Annotated in this window: 10 protein-coding genes; 1 reads left to right on the forward strand and 9 read right to left on the reverse strand. The window is 63.9% G+C overall.

Annotation, left to right across the window (positions count from 1 at the left end; all coding sequences use genetic code 11):
* Nucleotides 1-501: 501 nt before the first annotated feature.
* The 6 genes from AOBCEHNH_RS00225 to AOBCEHNH_RS00250 form a co-directional block, all read right to left on the reverse strand.
* On the reverse strand, nt 502-3,204 hold the full coding sequence (locus tag AOBCEHNH_RS00225) for a metallophosphoesterase family protein (RefSeq protein ID WP_193221122.1): 2,703 nt from the start codon (nt 3,202-3,204) through the stop codon (nt 502-504).
* A gap of 244 nt (nt 3,205-3,448) precedes the next feature.
* Nucleotides 3,449-5,515: an elongation factor G gene (locus AOBCEHNH_RS00230; protein ID WP_152062720.1), complete on the reverse strand. Its 2,067-nt coding sequence runs from the start codon at nt 5,513-5,515 to the stop codon at nt 3,449-3,451.
* Nucleotides 5,516-5,807: 292 nt separating this feature from the next.
* Complete coding sequence (locus AOBCEHNH_RS00235; RefSeq protein WP_152062721.1) at nt 5,808-8,192, reverse strand: tetratricopeptide repeat protein; 2,385 nt, start codon at nt 8,190-8,192, stop codon at nt 5,808-5,810.
* 116 nt (nt 8,193-8,308) lie between these two features.
* Nucleotides 8,309-9,073: an amino acid ABC transporter ATP-binding protein gene (locus AOBCEHNH_RS00240; protein WP_152062722.1), complete on the reverse strand. Its 765-nt coding sequence runs from the start codon at nt 9,071-9,073 to the stop codon at nt 8,309-8,311.
* Nucleotides 9,074-9,155: 82 nt separating this feature from the next.
* Nucleotides 9,156-9,809: an amino acid ABC transporter permease gene (locus tag AOBCEHNH_RS00245; protein WP_039910715.1), complete on the reverse strand. Its 654-nt coding sequence runs from the start codon at nt 9,807-9,809 to the stop codon at nt 9,156-9,158.
* Between the two features lie 90 nt (nt 9,810-9,899).
* The gene (locus AOBCEHNH_RS00250; RefSeq protein WP_226803159.1) at nt 9,900-10,847 is read right to left on the reverse strand and encodes a transporter substrate-binding domain-containing protein; all 948 of its coding nucleotides are present in this window, start codon (nt 10,845-10,847) and stop codon (nt 9,900-9,902) included.
* A gap of 259 nt (nt 10,848-11,106) precedes the next feature.
* Here AOBCEHNH_RS00250 and rlmD point away from each other — a divergent pair, with 259 nt between their 5' ends.
* On the forward strand, nt 11,107-12,372 hold the full coding sequence (gene rlmD, locus AOBCEHNH_RS00255; RefSeq protein WP_152062723.1) for a 23S rRNA (uracil(1939)-C(5))-methyltransferase RlmD: 1,266 nt from the start codon (nt 11,107-11,109) through the stop codon (nt 12,370-12,372).
* A gap of 97 nt (nt 12,373-12,469) precedes the next feature.
* Here the strand turns inward: rlmD and AOBCEHNH_RS00260 are convergent, their stop codons facing one another.
* The 3 genes from AOBCEHNH_RS00260 to AOBCEHNH_RS00270 all read right to left on the reverse strand — a co-directional run bounded on the left by AOBCEHNH_RS00260 (nt 12,470) and on the right by AOBCEHNH_RS00270 (nt 15,750).
* On the reverse strand, nt 12,470-13,828 hold the full coding sequence (locus tag AOBCEHNH_RS00260) for a lipase family protein (RefSeq protein WP_226803160.1): 1,359 nt from the start codon (nt 13,826-13,828) through the stop codon (nt 12,470-12,472).
* 141 nt (nt 13,829-13,969) lie between these two features.
* On the reverse strand, nt 13,970-14,773 hold the full coding sequence (locus AOBCEHNH_RS00265) for a phosphatase (RefSeq protein WP_152062724.1): 804 nt from the start codon (nt 14,771-14,773) through the stop codon (nt 13,970-13,972).
* Nucleotides 14,774-14,937: 164 nt separating this feature from the next.
* Nucleotides 14,938-15,750, reverse strand: coding sequence for a DUF2238 domain-containing protein (locus AOBCEHNH_RS00270; protein ID WP_226803161.1), 813 nt, complete (start codon nt 15,748-15,750; stop codon nt 14,938-14,940).
* Nucleotides 15,751-15,962 lie beyond the last annotated feature (212 nt).

Here is a 15,962-nt window from a genome sequence, read left to right on the forward strand (position 1 = left end):
GCAAGGCTGAGGCCGTGCGCGGCGGACCCGTGGATGATAGGCCGCGTGCGGTTGGAGGCTATGCGCGATTGGAGCTTATGCACGGTTTCGAAATTTGGGGTGTTGGCGGTCCATCATTTCCGCAGGTAGAAGTATCGACAAAATGGAGCTTGTGAACGAATCGTTCACAAGCTCCTACAGTGGCAGATAAATCGTGCACAGCCTCCAATCGCGCATAAACTCAACACTGGCCCAGGTTCCTCGGTGTCCGAGGCAAGCCGATTGCGGAGCATATCTCGCAACTCGCCAAGCACGGAGCCTTCAGCACCCTGGGGTAGACCGAGCGCGGAGTACACCCCCGGCTCACCGGGTACAAGGCCCTCGGCGTCCCGGGATAAGCCAAGCGCGAAGCACATCTCGCAACTCACTGGGCCAAAATTCTCGTCATTCGGGATAAGCTCCCCTTGCCGCGGAAACCGATATGGATGACGGAACTTGCACCTGAGCGCGCTTTGCCTAGAGCTACTCGGTGTCCTGGGAATCGAGCGCCTCGTTGCGAGAACCGGCGTGGATGGCGGCGGCGAGAGCGCTCAGGCCCATCAGGGCAGCCGCGGCGAAGGTATTGGTGTCACCGGTCTGGGGAAGCTTGCACGAGGAGGGCTTGCCGGAGCCGGTGATCGCACCGGCAGAATCACCGTTGCCGCTGGTGGGTCCGTTGCCCGTGCCGAAGCCATTACCGCTCGAGCCACCGTTGCCGCCGGTTGTGCCGCTGCCGCCAACGCCACCGGTGGAACCGCTGCCTCCGGTGGAACCACCGTTGCCAGAACCGCCGGTGGAGCCTCCGGTGCCGTTGCCACCGGTGCTGTCGCCGTTGCCGCTGCCACCGGTCCCATTGCCGCCATTGGAGCCGTTACCGTTGCCGCCACCAGTGGAGCCGTTGCCGCTACCGCTACCGCCACCATTGCCGTTGCCGGAGCCGCCACCGCCCGTGGAGCCGCCGCCGGGTTTCCAATCGGGATCGACCAAGCCGGTCGCCAGCGTATTCACACGGTCACCAAGCTGATTCTCGTCGTGCGTGAGGGAATACAGCGCGCCGTGGGCAAGGTCGGCAAGCGTCGGGATATTGGGGATCATGTTGCCAGGGGTCCCTCCCAGCAGGCCAAAGATCGCACCGAGGTCCTTGATGGCGCCGAGCGCGATATCAATCGCGATGTTGCCCTTCTCCTTGATCAGCAGGTCCTTAAGGTTGATCTTGATTCCCTTCAGCAGCGCGTTGAGCTTATCCAGGACCACCTCGTCGTTGATGGTCGCGCGCAGGAAGCTGGTAAGCGAACCGTCAGCCGCAGGGTTGCCCTCGGCGTCGTCGCCGGTGAGCTTGATCTGGGCGGTCGCGGTCTCGACCCACGCGGGACAGGTCTCGTCGCCGTGCAGATGGTCGCCGTAGGCGAACTTGATGAGGTCGAAGAGGCTGTTGGCCCCGTCGGCGACCTTCTGGTTGACCAGGGTCTCAACCAGGGTGCGCAGCAGGTCGAGGACCTGGTCTCTACCGCCGGAAACCAGCAGAGAGTCGAGGCCCGCGTAGACGGGGACAAGGAACTTGGCGAGCGACTCGGCGCTGATGTAGTAGGACCAGCCTGCGGCAGCGGCCATGGGCTCGCTCACGAGAGCGCTCTGGACAGCAGCCATGGCGCCGGCGTCGAACGTGAGCGCATAAGGCTCCACACCGGCCTTCGCCTCCATCTTCTGGACCATCACGCGCCGGTTCTCGGGGTTCGCCCAAATGCCCGCACTCCCGAGAATCGGGATCTCAACGATGAACGCCTCGTCGGCGCTCTGGGGCAGCATGCCAAAAACGGCGCCGAACAGCGCACCGTCAAGTGCGGCAGCGGTGCCGTCACCGATACCGAGGCCACCGGCGAGCTGAGCCAAGAGCGGTTTCACACCGCCGTTGGCCGCGGCCTGATCGAGCATCGGGGCAACCAAGGCATCGGCGATCATGGTCTTCACCACGTCGACTGTGAGCAGGCGCTCATGACCGTACTCCTCGATGTTGGGAATACGGGTCACGGAGCCGCTGTCGAAGTCGGTGTAATCGACGGAGCCAAGCGGATGGCTCTCGAGCGCGAGCGTGGCATGCACGTTCGCGGTGCCCTTCTCGCGCTCCCAACCGAGCGTCGCGAAGCGGATGTCGCTCGGATAGGTCACGGTGGCGCAGGTCTCGATGTCGAAGAGGGTGTTGCCCGCCTCGGTGGTGATGCTGGCGATGTCGTTGGCGTGCATATGGCCGGTGAACACCGCAGAGACGCCGGCATCGGCGTAGCGGCGCTGGCACTCCTCGTAATTGTCGACCAGATACTCGCCCATGAGCGTCGGCTCCATGGAGAAGTGTGGGACCACACCGTGGTGCTGGGTCACAAAGACGATGTCGCCGGCGGCACGAGCCTGCTTGGCTTGGCTCTCGATCCACTGCAGGAGCTTCTCGCCCACCACGCCCGACGTGACGTGCTCGTCCACATCAAGGCCGTTCTGGTCGGTGGAGTACTTGCAGGAGTCGACGGCGATGAGGGTCACGCCCTTGACGGGGCGGAGCACGTAGGAGAGGCTGCCGCCCTTGGAGCCGCCCTGGTCGAACATGGCGATGGCGTCGTCATAGCCGCAGTCGGCGTAGAGATCCTTGAATGCAAGGGGGTCGACCAGGTCGGTATGCTCGGCAAGCCCGCTGGAGAAGTCGCGGCCGTTCAGATCGTTGTTGATGTCGTGGTTGCCGTTGATGACAGCGAATTGGGTCTCCTTGCCCGCAGCCTTGAGCCGCTTTTTGGCGTCGGAGAGCATCGCGTGAATGTCCTGATGGCAGGCGAGCTCACCGTCCTTGGTAAGGTCGCCGGAAAGGATCACCAGGTCGGGCTGGTAGGCTACGATCTCATCCATGGCCTTTTTGATGATGTCGCCGGACTCACGGAACATCTTGCGATCGGAATGCTCGGCGATTGTGAAGTCCGGGCAGTCCGAGTACAGGCGCCTGGAGAAGAAGTGCGTATCGGAGAGATGAGCGATCTTGATCTGGTTCGGGTAATCCGCGACCACGGGCGCCAAGGCGGGCTCGTCGGCGTAGGCGGCCTCGGGCGCGGTCATAGCGGCGGCGGTTACACCCGCGCCGGCGATCGAGAGGGTCACGAACCCGCGGCGCGAGATTCCGGTGCGGTCGGTGCTGTGGGAATGCGGCATGCTGCTCCATCCATTCGTGTATATATGCCCCATTAATCCTCGGGCCCACGCATCAGAGGGCCGCAACGACCGCGTCAGACTCATGCGAAACCGTGTAAGGAACTGAATAGGCAGACAATAAACAACCGCCCCGCATGTAAAGGCCCGGTATGCCTTTCGACATACCGGGCCTTACACGTCAAACTTCGGGCGAACCGCGCCTAGTGCAAAAGACGGGGCGCGATCCGCTCGCTCCGAACGTGATCTACCTACCCTGGGCGCGATTGTGCTCGAAGATCTCGACGAGCTTTTGCTGCACGTCATAGGGAACCTGCTCGTAGCCGGCCGGCTCCATCGTGAAGTCACCCGTACCGCGCGTGAGCGAGCGCAGGCGCGTGGCGTAATCGACGAGCTCGGCGTAGGGCACCGTGGCGGTTACCACGGTCTCTCCGCGGTCATTGGAATCCATGCCGGTCACGCGGCCGCGGCTGGCGGATACGTCACCCATCACCGCACCGGCATAACTCTCGGGAATCGTCACCGTGATGTTCTCCATGGGTTCGAGCACCACGGGATCGGCGTCCTCGCATGCCTTCTTGAGACCGATGCGCGCGGCCGTGCGGAAGGCCATCTCGTTGGAATCGACCGGATGATAGGAACCATCGTAGCAAGCCACGCGGATGCCGGTGAGCGGGTAGCCCGCGATCACGCCGTCCCTCATGGTCTCCTGGACGCCCTTATCCACGGCGGGGATGAGTGCGCGCGGGATGCGACCGCCCACGACCTCGTCGACGAACTCATACTCGGTGCCGTCGAGCAGCGGCTCGACGCGCAGGTAGCAATCGCCGAACTGGCCGGCGCCGCCGGTCTGCTTCTTATGACGACCCTGGGCGGAGGCCACGCGACGGATGGTCTCGCGATACGGAATACGCAGCGGCACGATGTGCGCGGCGACCTTGGTGCGATCCTCAAGACGATTGAGCAGCACGGATACCTGCGCCTCACCAACAGCTGAGATCACGGTCTGGGCCGTCTCCTCGTCGCGGTCGATGCTCATGGTCGGGTCGGCCTCGCAGGCCTTCTCGATGAAGGTGAACAGCTTATCCTCGTCGGAGCGATTCTCGGCCTCGATGGCGATGCGGTACTGGGAGTTGGGGAACTTGAACGCGGCGGCCTCGACCTTGCCGGTCACGGATAGGGTATCGCCGGTCTCGGCGGACATCTTGGGAACGACGACGATATCGCCCGCGTAGGCATGACCGACCTCGGTCATCTCGCGGCCGCACATCACGTACAGGTGCGCCAGGCGCTCGCCCTTGCGGGTACGGGCGTTGACGAGCTCCATGCCCGGCTCGATGGTGCCGGTGAGCACCTTGAGGAAGGACAGGCGGCCCTGCTGGGCGTCGTTCAGGGTCTTGAAGTCGAAGACCACGGGGCGATCGTCCTCGGAGGAGATCTTGAGGGTGTCACCGTCGATGAGCGGCATCTCGCCGTAGTCGGTGGGCGCGGGGAAGTAGGTGGCAACGTCGTCCATGAGGGAGTTCACGCCTTGCTCCTTCACGCAGGAACCGGCGAACACGGGGACGAACAGACGGTGCGCGATGGCCTTGGCGAGCAGGCCCTCGACCTCCTCCTGGGTGAGGGACTCGCCCTCGAGGTACTTCTCCATGAGCTCGTCGTCGGCCTCAGCCACGAGTTCGCAAAGCGTCTCATGCGCGGCCTCGGCGGCAGCGCGGTACTCCTCGGGGATCTCGGTCTCGGTCTGCTTGGTGCCGTCGCAATGACGGGCCTTCATGCGAACGAGGTCGATGATGCCGTTGAAATCCTCGCCAGTGCCCCAGGGCAGCGTGACGGCGCCCAAGCGCATGCCAAAGCGTTCGCGCAGCATGTCGAGGCACATATCGAAGTCGGCGTTCTCCTTGTCCACGCGATTGACGAACACGGCGCGGGCGAGGCGCAGGTCCTCGGCGGCGTACCAAAGCTTGACGGTGGTGGGCTGCGGGCCCTCGGCGGCATCGACCACGAACAGGGCGGTCTCGCATACGCTCATGGCCGCATAGGCATCGCCGATGAAATCGGGATAGCAGGGGGCGTCGAGCACGTTGATGCGTGCGCCCTTCCAGTCGATCGGGGCGATGGCGGTCGAGATCGAGAACTCGCGCTTGACCTCTTCGGCGTCGTAGTCGAGCGTGGGCTTGGTGCCGTCGTGGCCGCCCAGGCGGGCGGTCTTGCCGGAAAGGTGGAGCATGGCCTCCGCGAGCGAGGTCTTGCCCACCCCGCCTTGGCCTACGAGCACCACGTTCCTCACATTGCCAGTCTTGGGTGCACCCATGGGACACCTCCCTTTCCCAGCGCGAGATATTCGCGCCGAAAATGCGTGCGAGGTGCCTTGTGCATCCCCGCACGACAGCCGTATGGCCTGAGCCTACCCCCGCGTGGGGATGCAATTGCACGCCCATCGGCAAGCGTGGGCACGGGCGCCGCGGGCGGCTTGCGTGGAAACACCTCGCTTGGGGACAGACGCGAATTACGCCTGCCAACAACACGACGCCGGCCGCCCGTCATCTGGGCGGCCGGCGTTACCGTGGCGAAATGACTCAATTTGTACCTGTCCCCGATTGGGACTATTGCACGAGGGAGCGGCGGACCGAGGCGAGCACGTCGAAGCTGTTGGGCGCGACATCCAAACTCGAGAGGAAGTGCACGAGCGAATGCGCCGCGTCAAACATACCGGCGTCGACCAGGGCGATGCCAGCCTTGGCGGCCATCTCGCCCAGCTGCGGTACGGGAGCCACCGGGACGCCGTCGGCGCGCAGGAGAGCCCGGGCCTCGTCAAGGTCCGGACGACGGCTCAGGTGGCTCTGCTGCATGAGCTCCTGCATCTCGGACTGCGCCTCGCCGTAGAAATACGTGCCGGGCTTCACCATGGCGTAGCAGGCCAAGCCGAGCGAGGGGTCGCCGCCCTGCCAGAAGTAGAAGCCCAATCGGTAATACGCGCAGGCGATATCGGTGGGGTCGGCGGCGACGGTCAGGCCATCCAGGAGCGCGCGCACCGCGTCCCCCATGCGATCGGCCTCGCGCAGGGCGAGGGCCAGCGAATGGTAAGCCGTAAAGGAGGTCGGGGCAAGGCGGACGAGCTCCTCGCCCAAACGAATCGCATCTTCGAGGTTGCCCTGCTCGCGATATATGCGGCACAGCATCGAACGCGCGTCGAACATGGTATCGGGAATCTTGCGGAAGCGCGTCCGCGGGCCATCGTCATGCTCGCTCACGATAATGCGCGAGATCATGTTCACGCAATACAGCGGCCGGGCCGCGCTCTCCTCGAGCATCTCGGCGGCGTCATAAGCGGCGATCAGGTCGGCCAGCTCGCTGGCGACGGGCGCCTCCTCCTCGGGCGCCGAGGCCTCGCGGACGCGGTCGGAGATCTCGCGATAACGATCGCGCAGCGGGTCGTCGCCCGTATCGAAGATATCGAGATCGCGCACGAGGTCCGCACGCAGGGGCTCGACCAGGGAGGCAGGCAACGGGCGCGTGTCCTCGGCCATCTTGATCGAGCGATCGGGCAGGGGCGCCTCGATCGGCTCGATGGGCAGCAGCGCGCCCAGCTCGCCCGTCTCCATGTGCAACGCACGAGGCGAGAAGGCCTCGATAAGCTCCCCCGGCGAAAGTGAAGCCTCGAGAATGGCGCCGGACTGCAGGGCGGGCATGAGCTGCATGGTGAACAATTGGCGGCTGAACTCGAGCGAGACGATCGCGGGCCCGTCGATGTTGCGCTCGCGCACCGTCACGATAGCGCGCACCACCCCGACGCCCGCACCGAAGGCCACCGCCGCAAGCGCCATGGCAAGACGCAGTGAATACGCGGCGCGTGCGTCGTTGCGTTCCGCTTCGCTTTGGAAGGGGAACGCCCCGGCCACGGGGACAGTCGCCTGAACCGCGAACACGCCGGAGGCGGCGTCGCAGTTGAAGGCGTAATCGAAGTTGAAGGGCGCACGCAGGCCCTCTGCCGCCACCGCGAAGCGCGTGCGCAGGTCCCACTCACCGCCACGGCTCGCCTGGGCACCGGCGAGCTCCATATAGTCGCTCTTGCGGTCGCATCCGCGCATCAGGCGTTCCGCAACCGATGCAAACGAGCACAACGATGAAAGTGCGGCACGCTCGCACGCGCCCTCGGTCAGGCCTCCCACCATCGGCGACGAATCTTCGCCCAGGCAGTGCTCCGCGAACACCAGGCGGTTGAGCGCACCCTCCACGGCTTGGATGGTATCGATCTGCTCATCGGTGAGCTCGCGTTTGTCACATCCCGTCCAGAACAGCCCCGTCGAGCTCAGGCGGCGAATATCGATGTCTCGCGTCGCCGCGATAGGGCGTACGAGCTCGGCACCGGCCTGTGCCAGGGAGCGCGAGGCATACCGCTCGAAGCCGCTCGCGCCCTCCTTGCCCCCACGATAGACCAGGGCGTCGAGCGCGTCGGGATAAGAGGATTCGAGCAGGGTGTCCAGGATATCGGCGACGGTCAGGGTCGGCATCGATTCGCCGTGCTCGCGCGGGAGCATCCACTGCGTCAGATAGCAGGCGGCGCCCATCACGTCGATGTCGTGCGACCCCGTTCCGTAGGGCCCAAGGTCGTTCATGCTGCTGGAAACGGTGAGGCGCCCGTCCTTCTCGCGCTGCGTGAAGTGGGCGGCCTTCACGGGCCTGCCCTCGGCGCGGACAAAGAAGAAAATGCCACCGTCATCGTCCTTGGCCATACCGGCATCGGGGTTGCGCTCGGGGCGCGCCGCGATTGGCTCGTCACATGTGAAGATGGCGCCGCCGATGGCGAGCCACGCATGGATCCTCACCTGGCGACCACTCACCTGTTCAACCAGGTAGCCCATGCTCTTTTCGGGCTGGGGCTTGATCGCCTCGGTGATCATGAACACGCGCTTGGCATCCTCACCGGGTATGGACTGGAGCTGCTGCGTCTTGGCGAAGAGGGGCAACTTGAAAAGCTTGTCCGACATGGTCCACACTCCCAATCTCCCACCGCATGGGCGGGCTTTTCGGCTTTCCCCATGCTACCAAAGCGCACGGACCCAACCGTCCACTCCCGTGAGCGGACCGGAGCAATCGGCTTTCGTCACTTCTCGATGCGGGCGAGGAATGCACGGGTACGATCCTCACACGGGTTGTCGAGCACTTGCTCCGCCGGCCCCTCCTCCACAATCACACCGCCGTCCATGAACACCACGCGGTCGGCGACCTCGCGCGCAAAGTCCATCTCATGCGTGACGACGACCATCGTCATGTCCTCGGCCGCGAGCCCGCGGATCACCCGCAGCACCCCGGCAGTGAGCTCGGGGTCCAGCGCGCTGGTGGGCTCGTCGAAGAAGATGACCTCGGGGTCCATGGCCAAGGCCCGGGCAATTGCCACGCGCTGCTGCTGCCCGCCGGAAAGCTGGCAGGGGACCTTGTCCTCACAACCCTCGAGGCCCATGCGCTCGATCAGCTCCCGGGCCCGCTGCTCCACCTCGGCGCGGTCACGACGCTGCACGCGAATCGGCGCGTCCACGATATTGCGCATCACCGTGAAATGCGGAAACAGGTTGTAGTTCTGAAACACCAGGCCGAACCTGCCCCGGGCGCGCTTGAGCGCATCGCCCTTCGCGTACACGCTCGCACCGTCCTCCCCCGGCACCGCCGCATCCACCTCGCCGTACGACAGCCCACCGGCGTCGAGCGTCTCGAGCAGCGTCATACAGCGCAGAAGCGTCGACTTACCGCCGCCCGACGGCCCGATGACCGCGACGACCTCGCCACGAGCGACCTCCAGAGAGATATCGCGCAGGACCTCAACCCCCCCAAAGGACTTGCGCGCGTTCTTGATTGAAACGACAGCGGGCATGAGAGCCACCCTTCAAATAGATGCACGGCGTCAGCTGCACGGAGCCGCATACCGCGGTGAACAGCAATTACGGGCTTACCCGCTAATCGCGATAGTAAGCGAGGCGCTTCTCGATGGAGCCGAGCACGAGTTCCACCGCGAAGTTGAACGCCCAGTAGATGGCAGCCGCGATGACGAACGGAACCATGCTCACCTGCGAGGCGACAAGCGCCTTTGCCGTGGAGAACATCTCCCCGACACCGATGGCGAAGGCGAGCGACGTGTCCTTGACCAGCGTGATCACCTCGTTGCCGATGGCCGGCATGATTCGCTTGACCACCTGCGGCACGACGATGTGCACGAGCGTCTGGAATTTGGAGTACCCCAGGACCTCGGCGGCCTCATACTGCCCACGCGGGACGGACTGCAGGCCGGAGCGATAAATCTCGGCGAAATACGCGGCGTAGTTCACGATGAACGCGAAGACCGCTGCTTGCCACTTCGACGACGGCGTGAGTTGGACGCCAAAGACGTAGAACGGCATGAAATAGATGGCGAACATCTGGAGCATGAGGGGCGTGCCTCGCATCACCGAAATGTAGGCCCGCGCGATGAGGCGCACCGGCGCGAATCGGCACATGCGCAGTGCCACCACCACGACACCGAGCGGCAAGGCGCCGACGAGCGTGAGCGCGAAGATCTGCAAGCTGGTGATGAAACCCTCGCCCAGCATCTGCATCATGGTCGTGATATCCACCTGAATATCGTCCTTTCCCAACGGGCCTGGCACGCGCGCAAAAGGCGCGCCCGGGCACATGCACCTCGGGCGCGCCATGCTGAGCACCACTTACTTGATCTGCCAGTTGTCCATGGTCAGGCCCTGATCGGCGTACTTGGCCGCGATCTGCTCAACCGTGCCGTCCTTGTACAGCTTCTTCAGCGCCTCGGTCACCTTCTTGGCCGTGGCGGTGTCGCCCTTCTTGAAGCCGACGGCGTAGTTCTCCTCGGAGAGATACTCGTCGAGCATGAGATACGCATCGGGCTTTGCGGACATCTGATAGCGGGCAATGGACAAATCGCAGGCCACGGCATCCACGGCGCCCGACTCGAGCTGCATGAACGCGGTGTTGTACTCACCGATGGTCTCGAGCGAGGCGAACGTGGCAGCGAGGTCGGCGGCGTCGCCCTCGAGCACTTCCTCGGCGGCGGAGTCGATCTGCGTCACCACGGTCTTCCCGGCCAGGCCGGCGCGATCGGAGATCCCGCTGTCAGCGCGAACCACGATGACCTGAGCGTTCAGCATATACGGGTCGGAGAAGGTGTAGTCGTCCTCACGACCCTCCATGGTAAAGCCGTTCCAAATGCAGTTGATGGCCCCGGAATCCATCAGGGCGTCCTTGGCCTCCCAGTCGATCGCCTCCAGCTGGACCTCCCAGTCGAGCTCGTCGGCGACCGCACGGGCGAGGTCGAGGTCGAAGCCGGTGTACTCGCCATCGTCACCCACATAGCCGTAGGGCGGATACGCCTGGTCGAAACCGACAATCAGCTTGGATGTCGCTGCGGCGGAGGTGTCCTCCGCCGTCTTAGGGGCGGACCCGGCATCGGTCGCCTTGGGAGTTGCGCCGCATCCCGCGAGCAGCGCCAACGCCATAACGGCGGACGCCGCGCCGGCTACCAGCGACCGCCGCGTCATGCCGCATTTTCGTGGGGTCCCGGACCCGACGGAGCCCGTCTCGGGCATAGCGCCGGAGATGCTCGCGAGGTTGCCCTGCATGTTCTGCTCGTTCTTCTTCATGATCTGTTCCCTTCATTTCACTTTACTTAACTAAAGTGCCATTGTCGGCGATTGGAAGGATAACACTTTAGTTTGATGGAGTGCAACCGATCACCATGAGATTTCCCGGATGTTTCGACATGCGGCGACAGGGCACTTCAAAGCGGTGCTCCCCCGATCGCCCAAATCGGAGATATATGGTTTGGGCGAACCCGCCAAGCCGTGCGTTCGCAGCTCGGGTACCATAGCGAGCAGAACACCCCGAGCGAAGGACCCCGCCATGCCCAAGAAAGCCACCGCCAAGCGCCCCGACGCCGGGGCCCCGTGCCCCATCATGCACAGCTGCGGTGGTTGCGCATGGCTCGGCCTTCCCTACCGCAAGCAACTTGCGCGCAAGCATACGGCCATGCGTGAGCTCTTCGAACCGCTTATCGCGCAATTCGACTGGGATGCGCAGATCGAGCCGGTGCTCGGTATGGGATCTTCGCGCGAAAGCGGGCCCGTGACCGTAGCCGACGCCCCGCTCGCCGCACCGCGGGCGTTCCGCCACAAGGCAGCCACCCCCTTCGCACCCGCCGCGGACGGCTCGGTGCACGGAGGGTTTTTCGCCCGCGGTACGCACAATATCGTCGACTGTCCCGCATGCGCCGTCGAGGCGCCCGGGGCACGCGAACTGCTCAACGACGTCGCACATCTGGCCACCGAACTCGGCATCCCCGCATATGACGAAGACCGCCGCTGCGGTCAGCTCCGCTACGCTGTACTCCGCTGCGGCTGGCGCACGGACGAATCGATGCTCACGCTCGTCACGCGCAGCCTCGAGGTCGACCGCCTCGACGAACTTGCGTGCCGCCTGATCGAATCCCATCCCGAACTCGTGACCGTGGCGCAAAACGTCAATCCCCGCGTCACCAACGCCATCCTCGGCGGTCAGACACGTATCCTTGCGGGCCGCGAGCGCATGACCGATCGTCTCCTCGACTGCACGTTCGAAATCTCACCCGTCTCGTTTTACCAGGTCAACCCACAGCAGACCGAGGTGCTCTACCAGCTCGCAATCGACGGCATGGGCCTCACCGGCCCCGATGCCGTCCTCGACACCTATTGCGGCAGCGGCACCATCGGCCTTGCTGCAACGGCGGCGGCGCGCAAGCAGGGGTTCGACATCGCCCTGACCGGCGTCGAGCGCAATCCCGAGGGCGTACGGGACGCCGTGCGCAATGCCGAGCTCAACGACCTGGGTGCGACCTCGTCTTTCATCGCTCGGGACGCCACGGAATACATGCTCGAGGCAGCTCATCGAGGCGACCATGTCGACGTGTTGGTGATGGACCCGCCGCGCGCCGGGTCGACGCCCGAGTTCCTCGACGCGGCATCCTCACTCGCACCGCGACGCATCGTCTACATCAGCTGCAACCCCCACACGCAGGTGCGCGATCTCGAGCATCTCGGACGCGCCGGCTACCGCCTTGAGCGCCTGACGCCCGTGGACCTGTTCCCCCACACCGAGCACGTCGAAACCGTCGCCATCCTCATACGCCCCTGATGTCTCAATTGGGGACAGGTACAAATTGAGACATTGCGAGAGGGGCTGGTACCTCGGGCGATTTCGGGCTATTCCGGCCACACCGCCCAGAAATGTCTCAATTTGTACCTGTCCCCAATTGAGACTCGTCGATGACGGACATCCACGCGATGTACGTGCTGGGATAATGGCTGTAGAGGATCCGCACGGGATCGACGTGCGTTGCCAGCAATCGGAATGCCGTGAGCGCGCCAACAGGGGTAACGAGTTCTTCGGCAGAACCCACCGCCGCGGCAATGTTGTTGCAAACCGTGCGGGCAATGAGCACGTCGGCGGCATCGGCGGAACATTCCACCCCAACCGACTCGCGATACACGGCGCGCATCTCGTCCTCGAGGCGATCGAAATCCGCACAGCCAACACTCGGAAGCTCGAGGTCGACGCCGTAACGCTCGTATCCCCAGGCCGAAAGCGGCAGGTAGGGCATGATGTCCGAAGGGTTGGCGATATTGAAGATGTTGCCGTAGCGCTCCGAGCGCGCATCTGAGGCGAGGGTGGTCGCCGGGGCAGCGAACGTGTAAGCATACACGGGACCGAAGGATGCCGCATCACCCGCCTGTGCACGAAGATCGTCGAGCTCAGCAGCTACGAGGTTCGCGATGGCGCCGCCACGGCTATGGCCCACCAGCAGAACCGACACTTCTGCGCCAAGCGCGCGCGACTCCTCGGCCCAGGAGACGACCTCCGCCCCGATTTCACGCGCAGCGCGCACGTAGCCGCCATGGTCGCCGGCCTCGTCCCGAGACATATCGAGGTTGCTCAGCCATTCCGAGCCGTAGCTGCCCCGCGCACTCACCAGGATGAGGTCGCGCGCAGGACCGTCGTGCCCGGAACCCAGACGCTTGCGGGCGATCGTGTACGCCGCACCATCGGCATCGCCCGTCGCCAGGTCAAGCACCTCGTCGACAACCTTGCTGCGATAGCGGTACGACTCGGTGGAAACCTCGCCAAACCCCAGAGAGGCAAGGGCATTCTCCATATACGGCGGGTGGTTCTCACGCGCCTGGTAATAACCCGACTCCGAGTAAGCGAGCGCGGCAAGTACCGACGATGTTTGGGCGAGCTCATGATTGTAGTCGCCCTCATCGGCGGAAAACCACGCATCATCCCACGTCACGCGGGCGACCGCCGAACCGTCGTCTGGGGCGTCAAGACTCGTGTAGGTAAGATTGGTCGCAAAGCGCGCGGGATGCGCGGTCTCGGCCTCGGGCGCCGGACCCTCACTCCCCTGCGCATACGCAGCATTCAATCTGGGCTGCTCCACGGCGCCGCGCCCCGTGAGCTCTTGCGCGCGACGGGTGGCGAGGACCCCGGCAGACCCGAGCGTCGCCGTCAGGCCCAAGGCAAGCAGGGCGCACGGCAACCGCCGCAGCATACGCCGCAGCACCGACCTACGGCAATCTCTCCGTCCATCCATGCGCACCCCTCCCCTCCTCGGGCAGAATCATTCGCCCAAGAATACCAACGGAGCGCGATGCGCATGTGACGAAACCCTTACGTTTCTGTGATGGAAGCCTCGAAACGGACCGGCGATCAAAACCGCGCGCAGGCCCCGGTACTATCTCAAATCCCGCACGCCGGCGGCGGCCAGCTCGCGCAGGAACGGCTCGCGGCCGCGGTTCATGATGAGCTCCTCGGGGAAGTGGATCTCCTCGAGCATGCGCTCGACCGTGGGGAACTGTCCGATACGCGGAGCCACGTGCGCATCACTTGACACCACCACGCCCACACCGAGCTCGGCGCAACGCTCCGCGATCGTGCGGCACACGCCGTGATAGCGATCGCCCACCTCGAGAGAATGCTCATTTATCTCGATGAGCTTGTGGCGCTTCTTGGCGCAGGTCAGCACCGTGTCGATATCGTAGGGCAGGCCCGAGCGGCCCGTGTGGCCGAGGATGAACACCTTCTCTTGCTCCAGAGCGGCGACGTACATATCGGTCACCTGGGACACCGACGCCCCCTCGGCGAACGACCCATCGTGCACGCTCGCAATCACGTAATCCGCATCGCCTGTGGCGCGGTCGAACAACGTGCGCTCCACGCCCAGGTCACGCCCCGTGATATCGCAATGCACCACGATATCCTGACCGAACAGCGACCCGTCGAGGCTCACCACGTCGGCCTCGCAGCCATGCAGGACCGTGACCCCGTGCCAGGTGCGCGGCCACACGCCCATGTTGATCAAGTACTGGAAGTTGCGCAGGTGCTGCTCGGGATAAAGCATGCCGCTGAAGTGATCGGCCGAGCCGAGAATCTCCAAACCCGCCTCAGCAGCGGCGCGGACGTTCTCCTCGATCGTCGAATAGGCGTGGCGCGAGTACAGCGTATGCGTATGCACATCGCCCAAAATCGTATAACCCATCACGGTCCCCTCTCTCAACTCCGGTATTCGTCCATCAGCGACTGCCCGGCAGGCAGCGAATCCACGACGGTCTCATACCCCACACAATACCCCACGCGCACCCAGCCACCGACACCGAAGTCATCGGAGGGCACGATGAATGGCCTCGTTGATCATAGAGCAGCCTATTCCGCCGAGGAGCCGGCCTTGCCCACAGCCTCGGACACGCGCTTGCGCACGCGCGGGATGAAACGCGCCGCAAAGGAGTTGTTGTCGCGCGTCTTCACGTACGCGAAGCCAAGCACGGCGAACGCGAGCGCACCGATGAGGTTCACGATCAGGTCGGCCATGGTGTCGTGAATACCGATGTCGAGGTAGCCGCCGGGAATCGAGATGACCTCGCCCGAAGCGAGCGTGATCTGCGATGAGACGATGTCGCGCACCGGGATGGTCACGTTGGAGTTGGTGGGGTCGAGCCACACGGTGTTGATGGCCTGGACCAGCGTGTCCTTCTGCATGTCGACGCCGATGAAGCAGTCGGCGAAATACTCGAAGATCTCCCAGCACGCACCGATGCACATGGAGAACGCCACCGCCGAAACCGCCATATACAGCGGCGTGAGGTGGATGCTGGAATTCTCGCTGCGGTTCAGGATGTCAAACAGCGCAAAGCCGATACCCGCACACATGAATCCCCAGGTCGTATGCAAGATCGTGTCCCAAAACGGGATGCTGATGTAAAAGGCGTCAATCTCGCCCAAGATCTCCGCGGCGAAGATGAACAGCAAGATGATCGACTCGAGCAGGTCGGGCAGTTCGATATCGAGGGTGTGCTCAAGGAAGGACGGCACCAGCAGAAGCACAAGGGTGAGGACGCACAGCATCATGTGCTCGTAATGGCCGATAAACGCCGAGCGCACAAGCGTGATGAGCACGAGGGCGCGCAATATGAAGTACAGGTAAAAGACCATGGGCTCGTTTTGACGTTTCTGACGCATGGTCCGCTTCGCACGTGCGAAAAATCCGGCCACGGGCACTCCGATCTTCGAATCTACTCTCTCGCTTGAATCATTATCCATGGACCAGTGCATTTGCCTATGCTTGTCTTCTTTTTGACACCCGCCATATATCGGATTCCCATAGGCAATTTAGGCCGTCCATGGAGAAAGCCGGTGCAATCGCAGACGATGCGGATGCAGATATGGGCATT

The organism is Collinsella intestinalis, from assembly GCF_902501455.1.
GTDB lineage: Bacteria > Actinomycetota > Coriobacteriia > Coriobacteriales > Coriobacteriaceae > Collinsella > Collinsella intestinalis.

Excerpts from the sequence above, each read along its gene's own strand:
- AOBCEHNH_RS00225 (WP_193221122.1), bottom strand. The coding sequence starts at position 3,204 with ATGCCGCATTCCCACAGCACCGACCGCACCGGAATCTCGCGCCGCGGG.
- AOBCEHNH_RS00230 (WP_152062720.1), bottom strand. The coding sequence starts at position 5,515 with ATGGGTGCACCCAAGACTGGCAATGTGAGGAACGTGGTGCTCGTAGGC.
- AOBCEHNH_RS00235 (WP_152062721.1), bottom strand. The coding sequence starts at position 8,192 with ATGTCGGACAAGCTTTTCAAGTTGCCCCTCTTCGCCAAGACGCAGCAG.
- AOBCEHNH_RS00240 (WP_152062722.1), bottom strand. The coding sequence starts at position 9,073 with ATGCCCGCTGTCGTTTCAATCAAGAACGCGCGCAAGTCCTTTGGGGGG.
- AOBCEHNH_RS00250 (WP_226803159.1), bottom strand. The coding sequence starts at position 10,847 with ATGAAGAAGAACGAGCAGAACATGCAGGGCAACCTCGCGAGCATCTCC.
- rlmD (WP_152062723.1), top strand. The coding sequence starts at position 11,107 with ATGCCCAAGAAAGCCACCGCCAAGCGCCCCGACGCCGGGGCCCCGTGC.
- AOBCEHNH_RS00260 (WP_226803160.1), bottom strand. The coding sequence starts at position 13,828 with ATGGATGGACGGAGAGATTGCCGTAGGTCGGTGCTGCGGCGTATGCTG.
- AOBCEHNH_RS00265 (WP_152062724.1), bottom strand. The coding sequence starts at position 14,773 with ATGGGTTATACGATTTTGGGCGATGTGCATACGCATACGCTGTACTCG.
- AOBCEHNH_RS00270 (WP_226803161.1), bottom strand. The coding sequence starts at position 15,750 with ATGCGTCAGAAACGTCAAAACGAGCCCATGGTCTTTTACCTGTACTTC.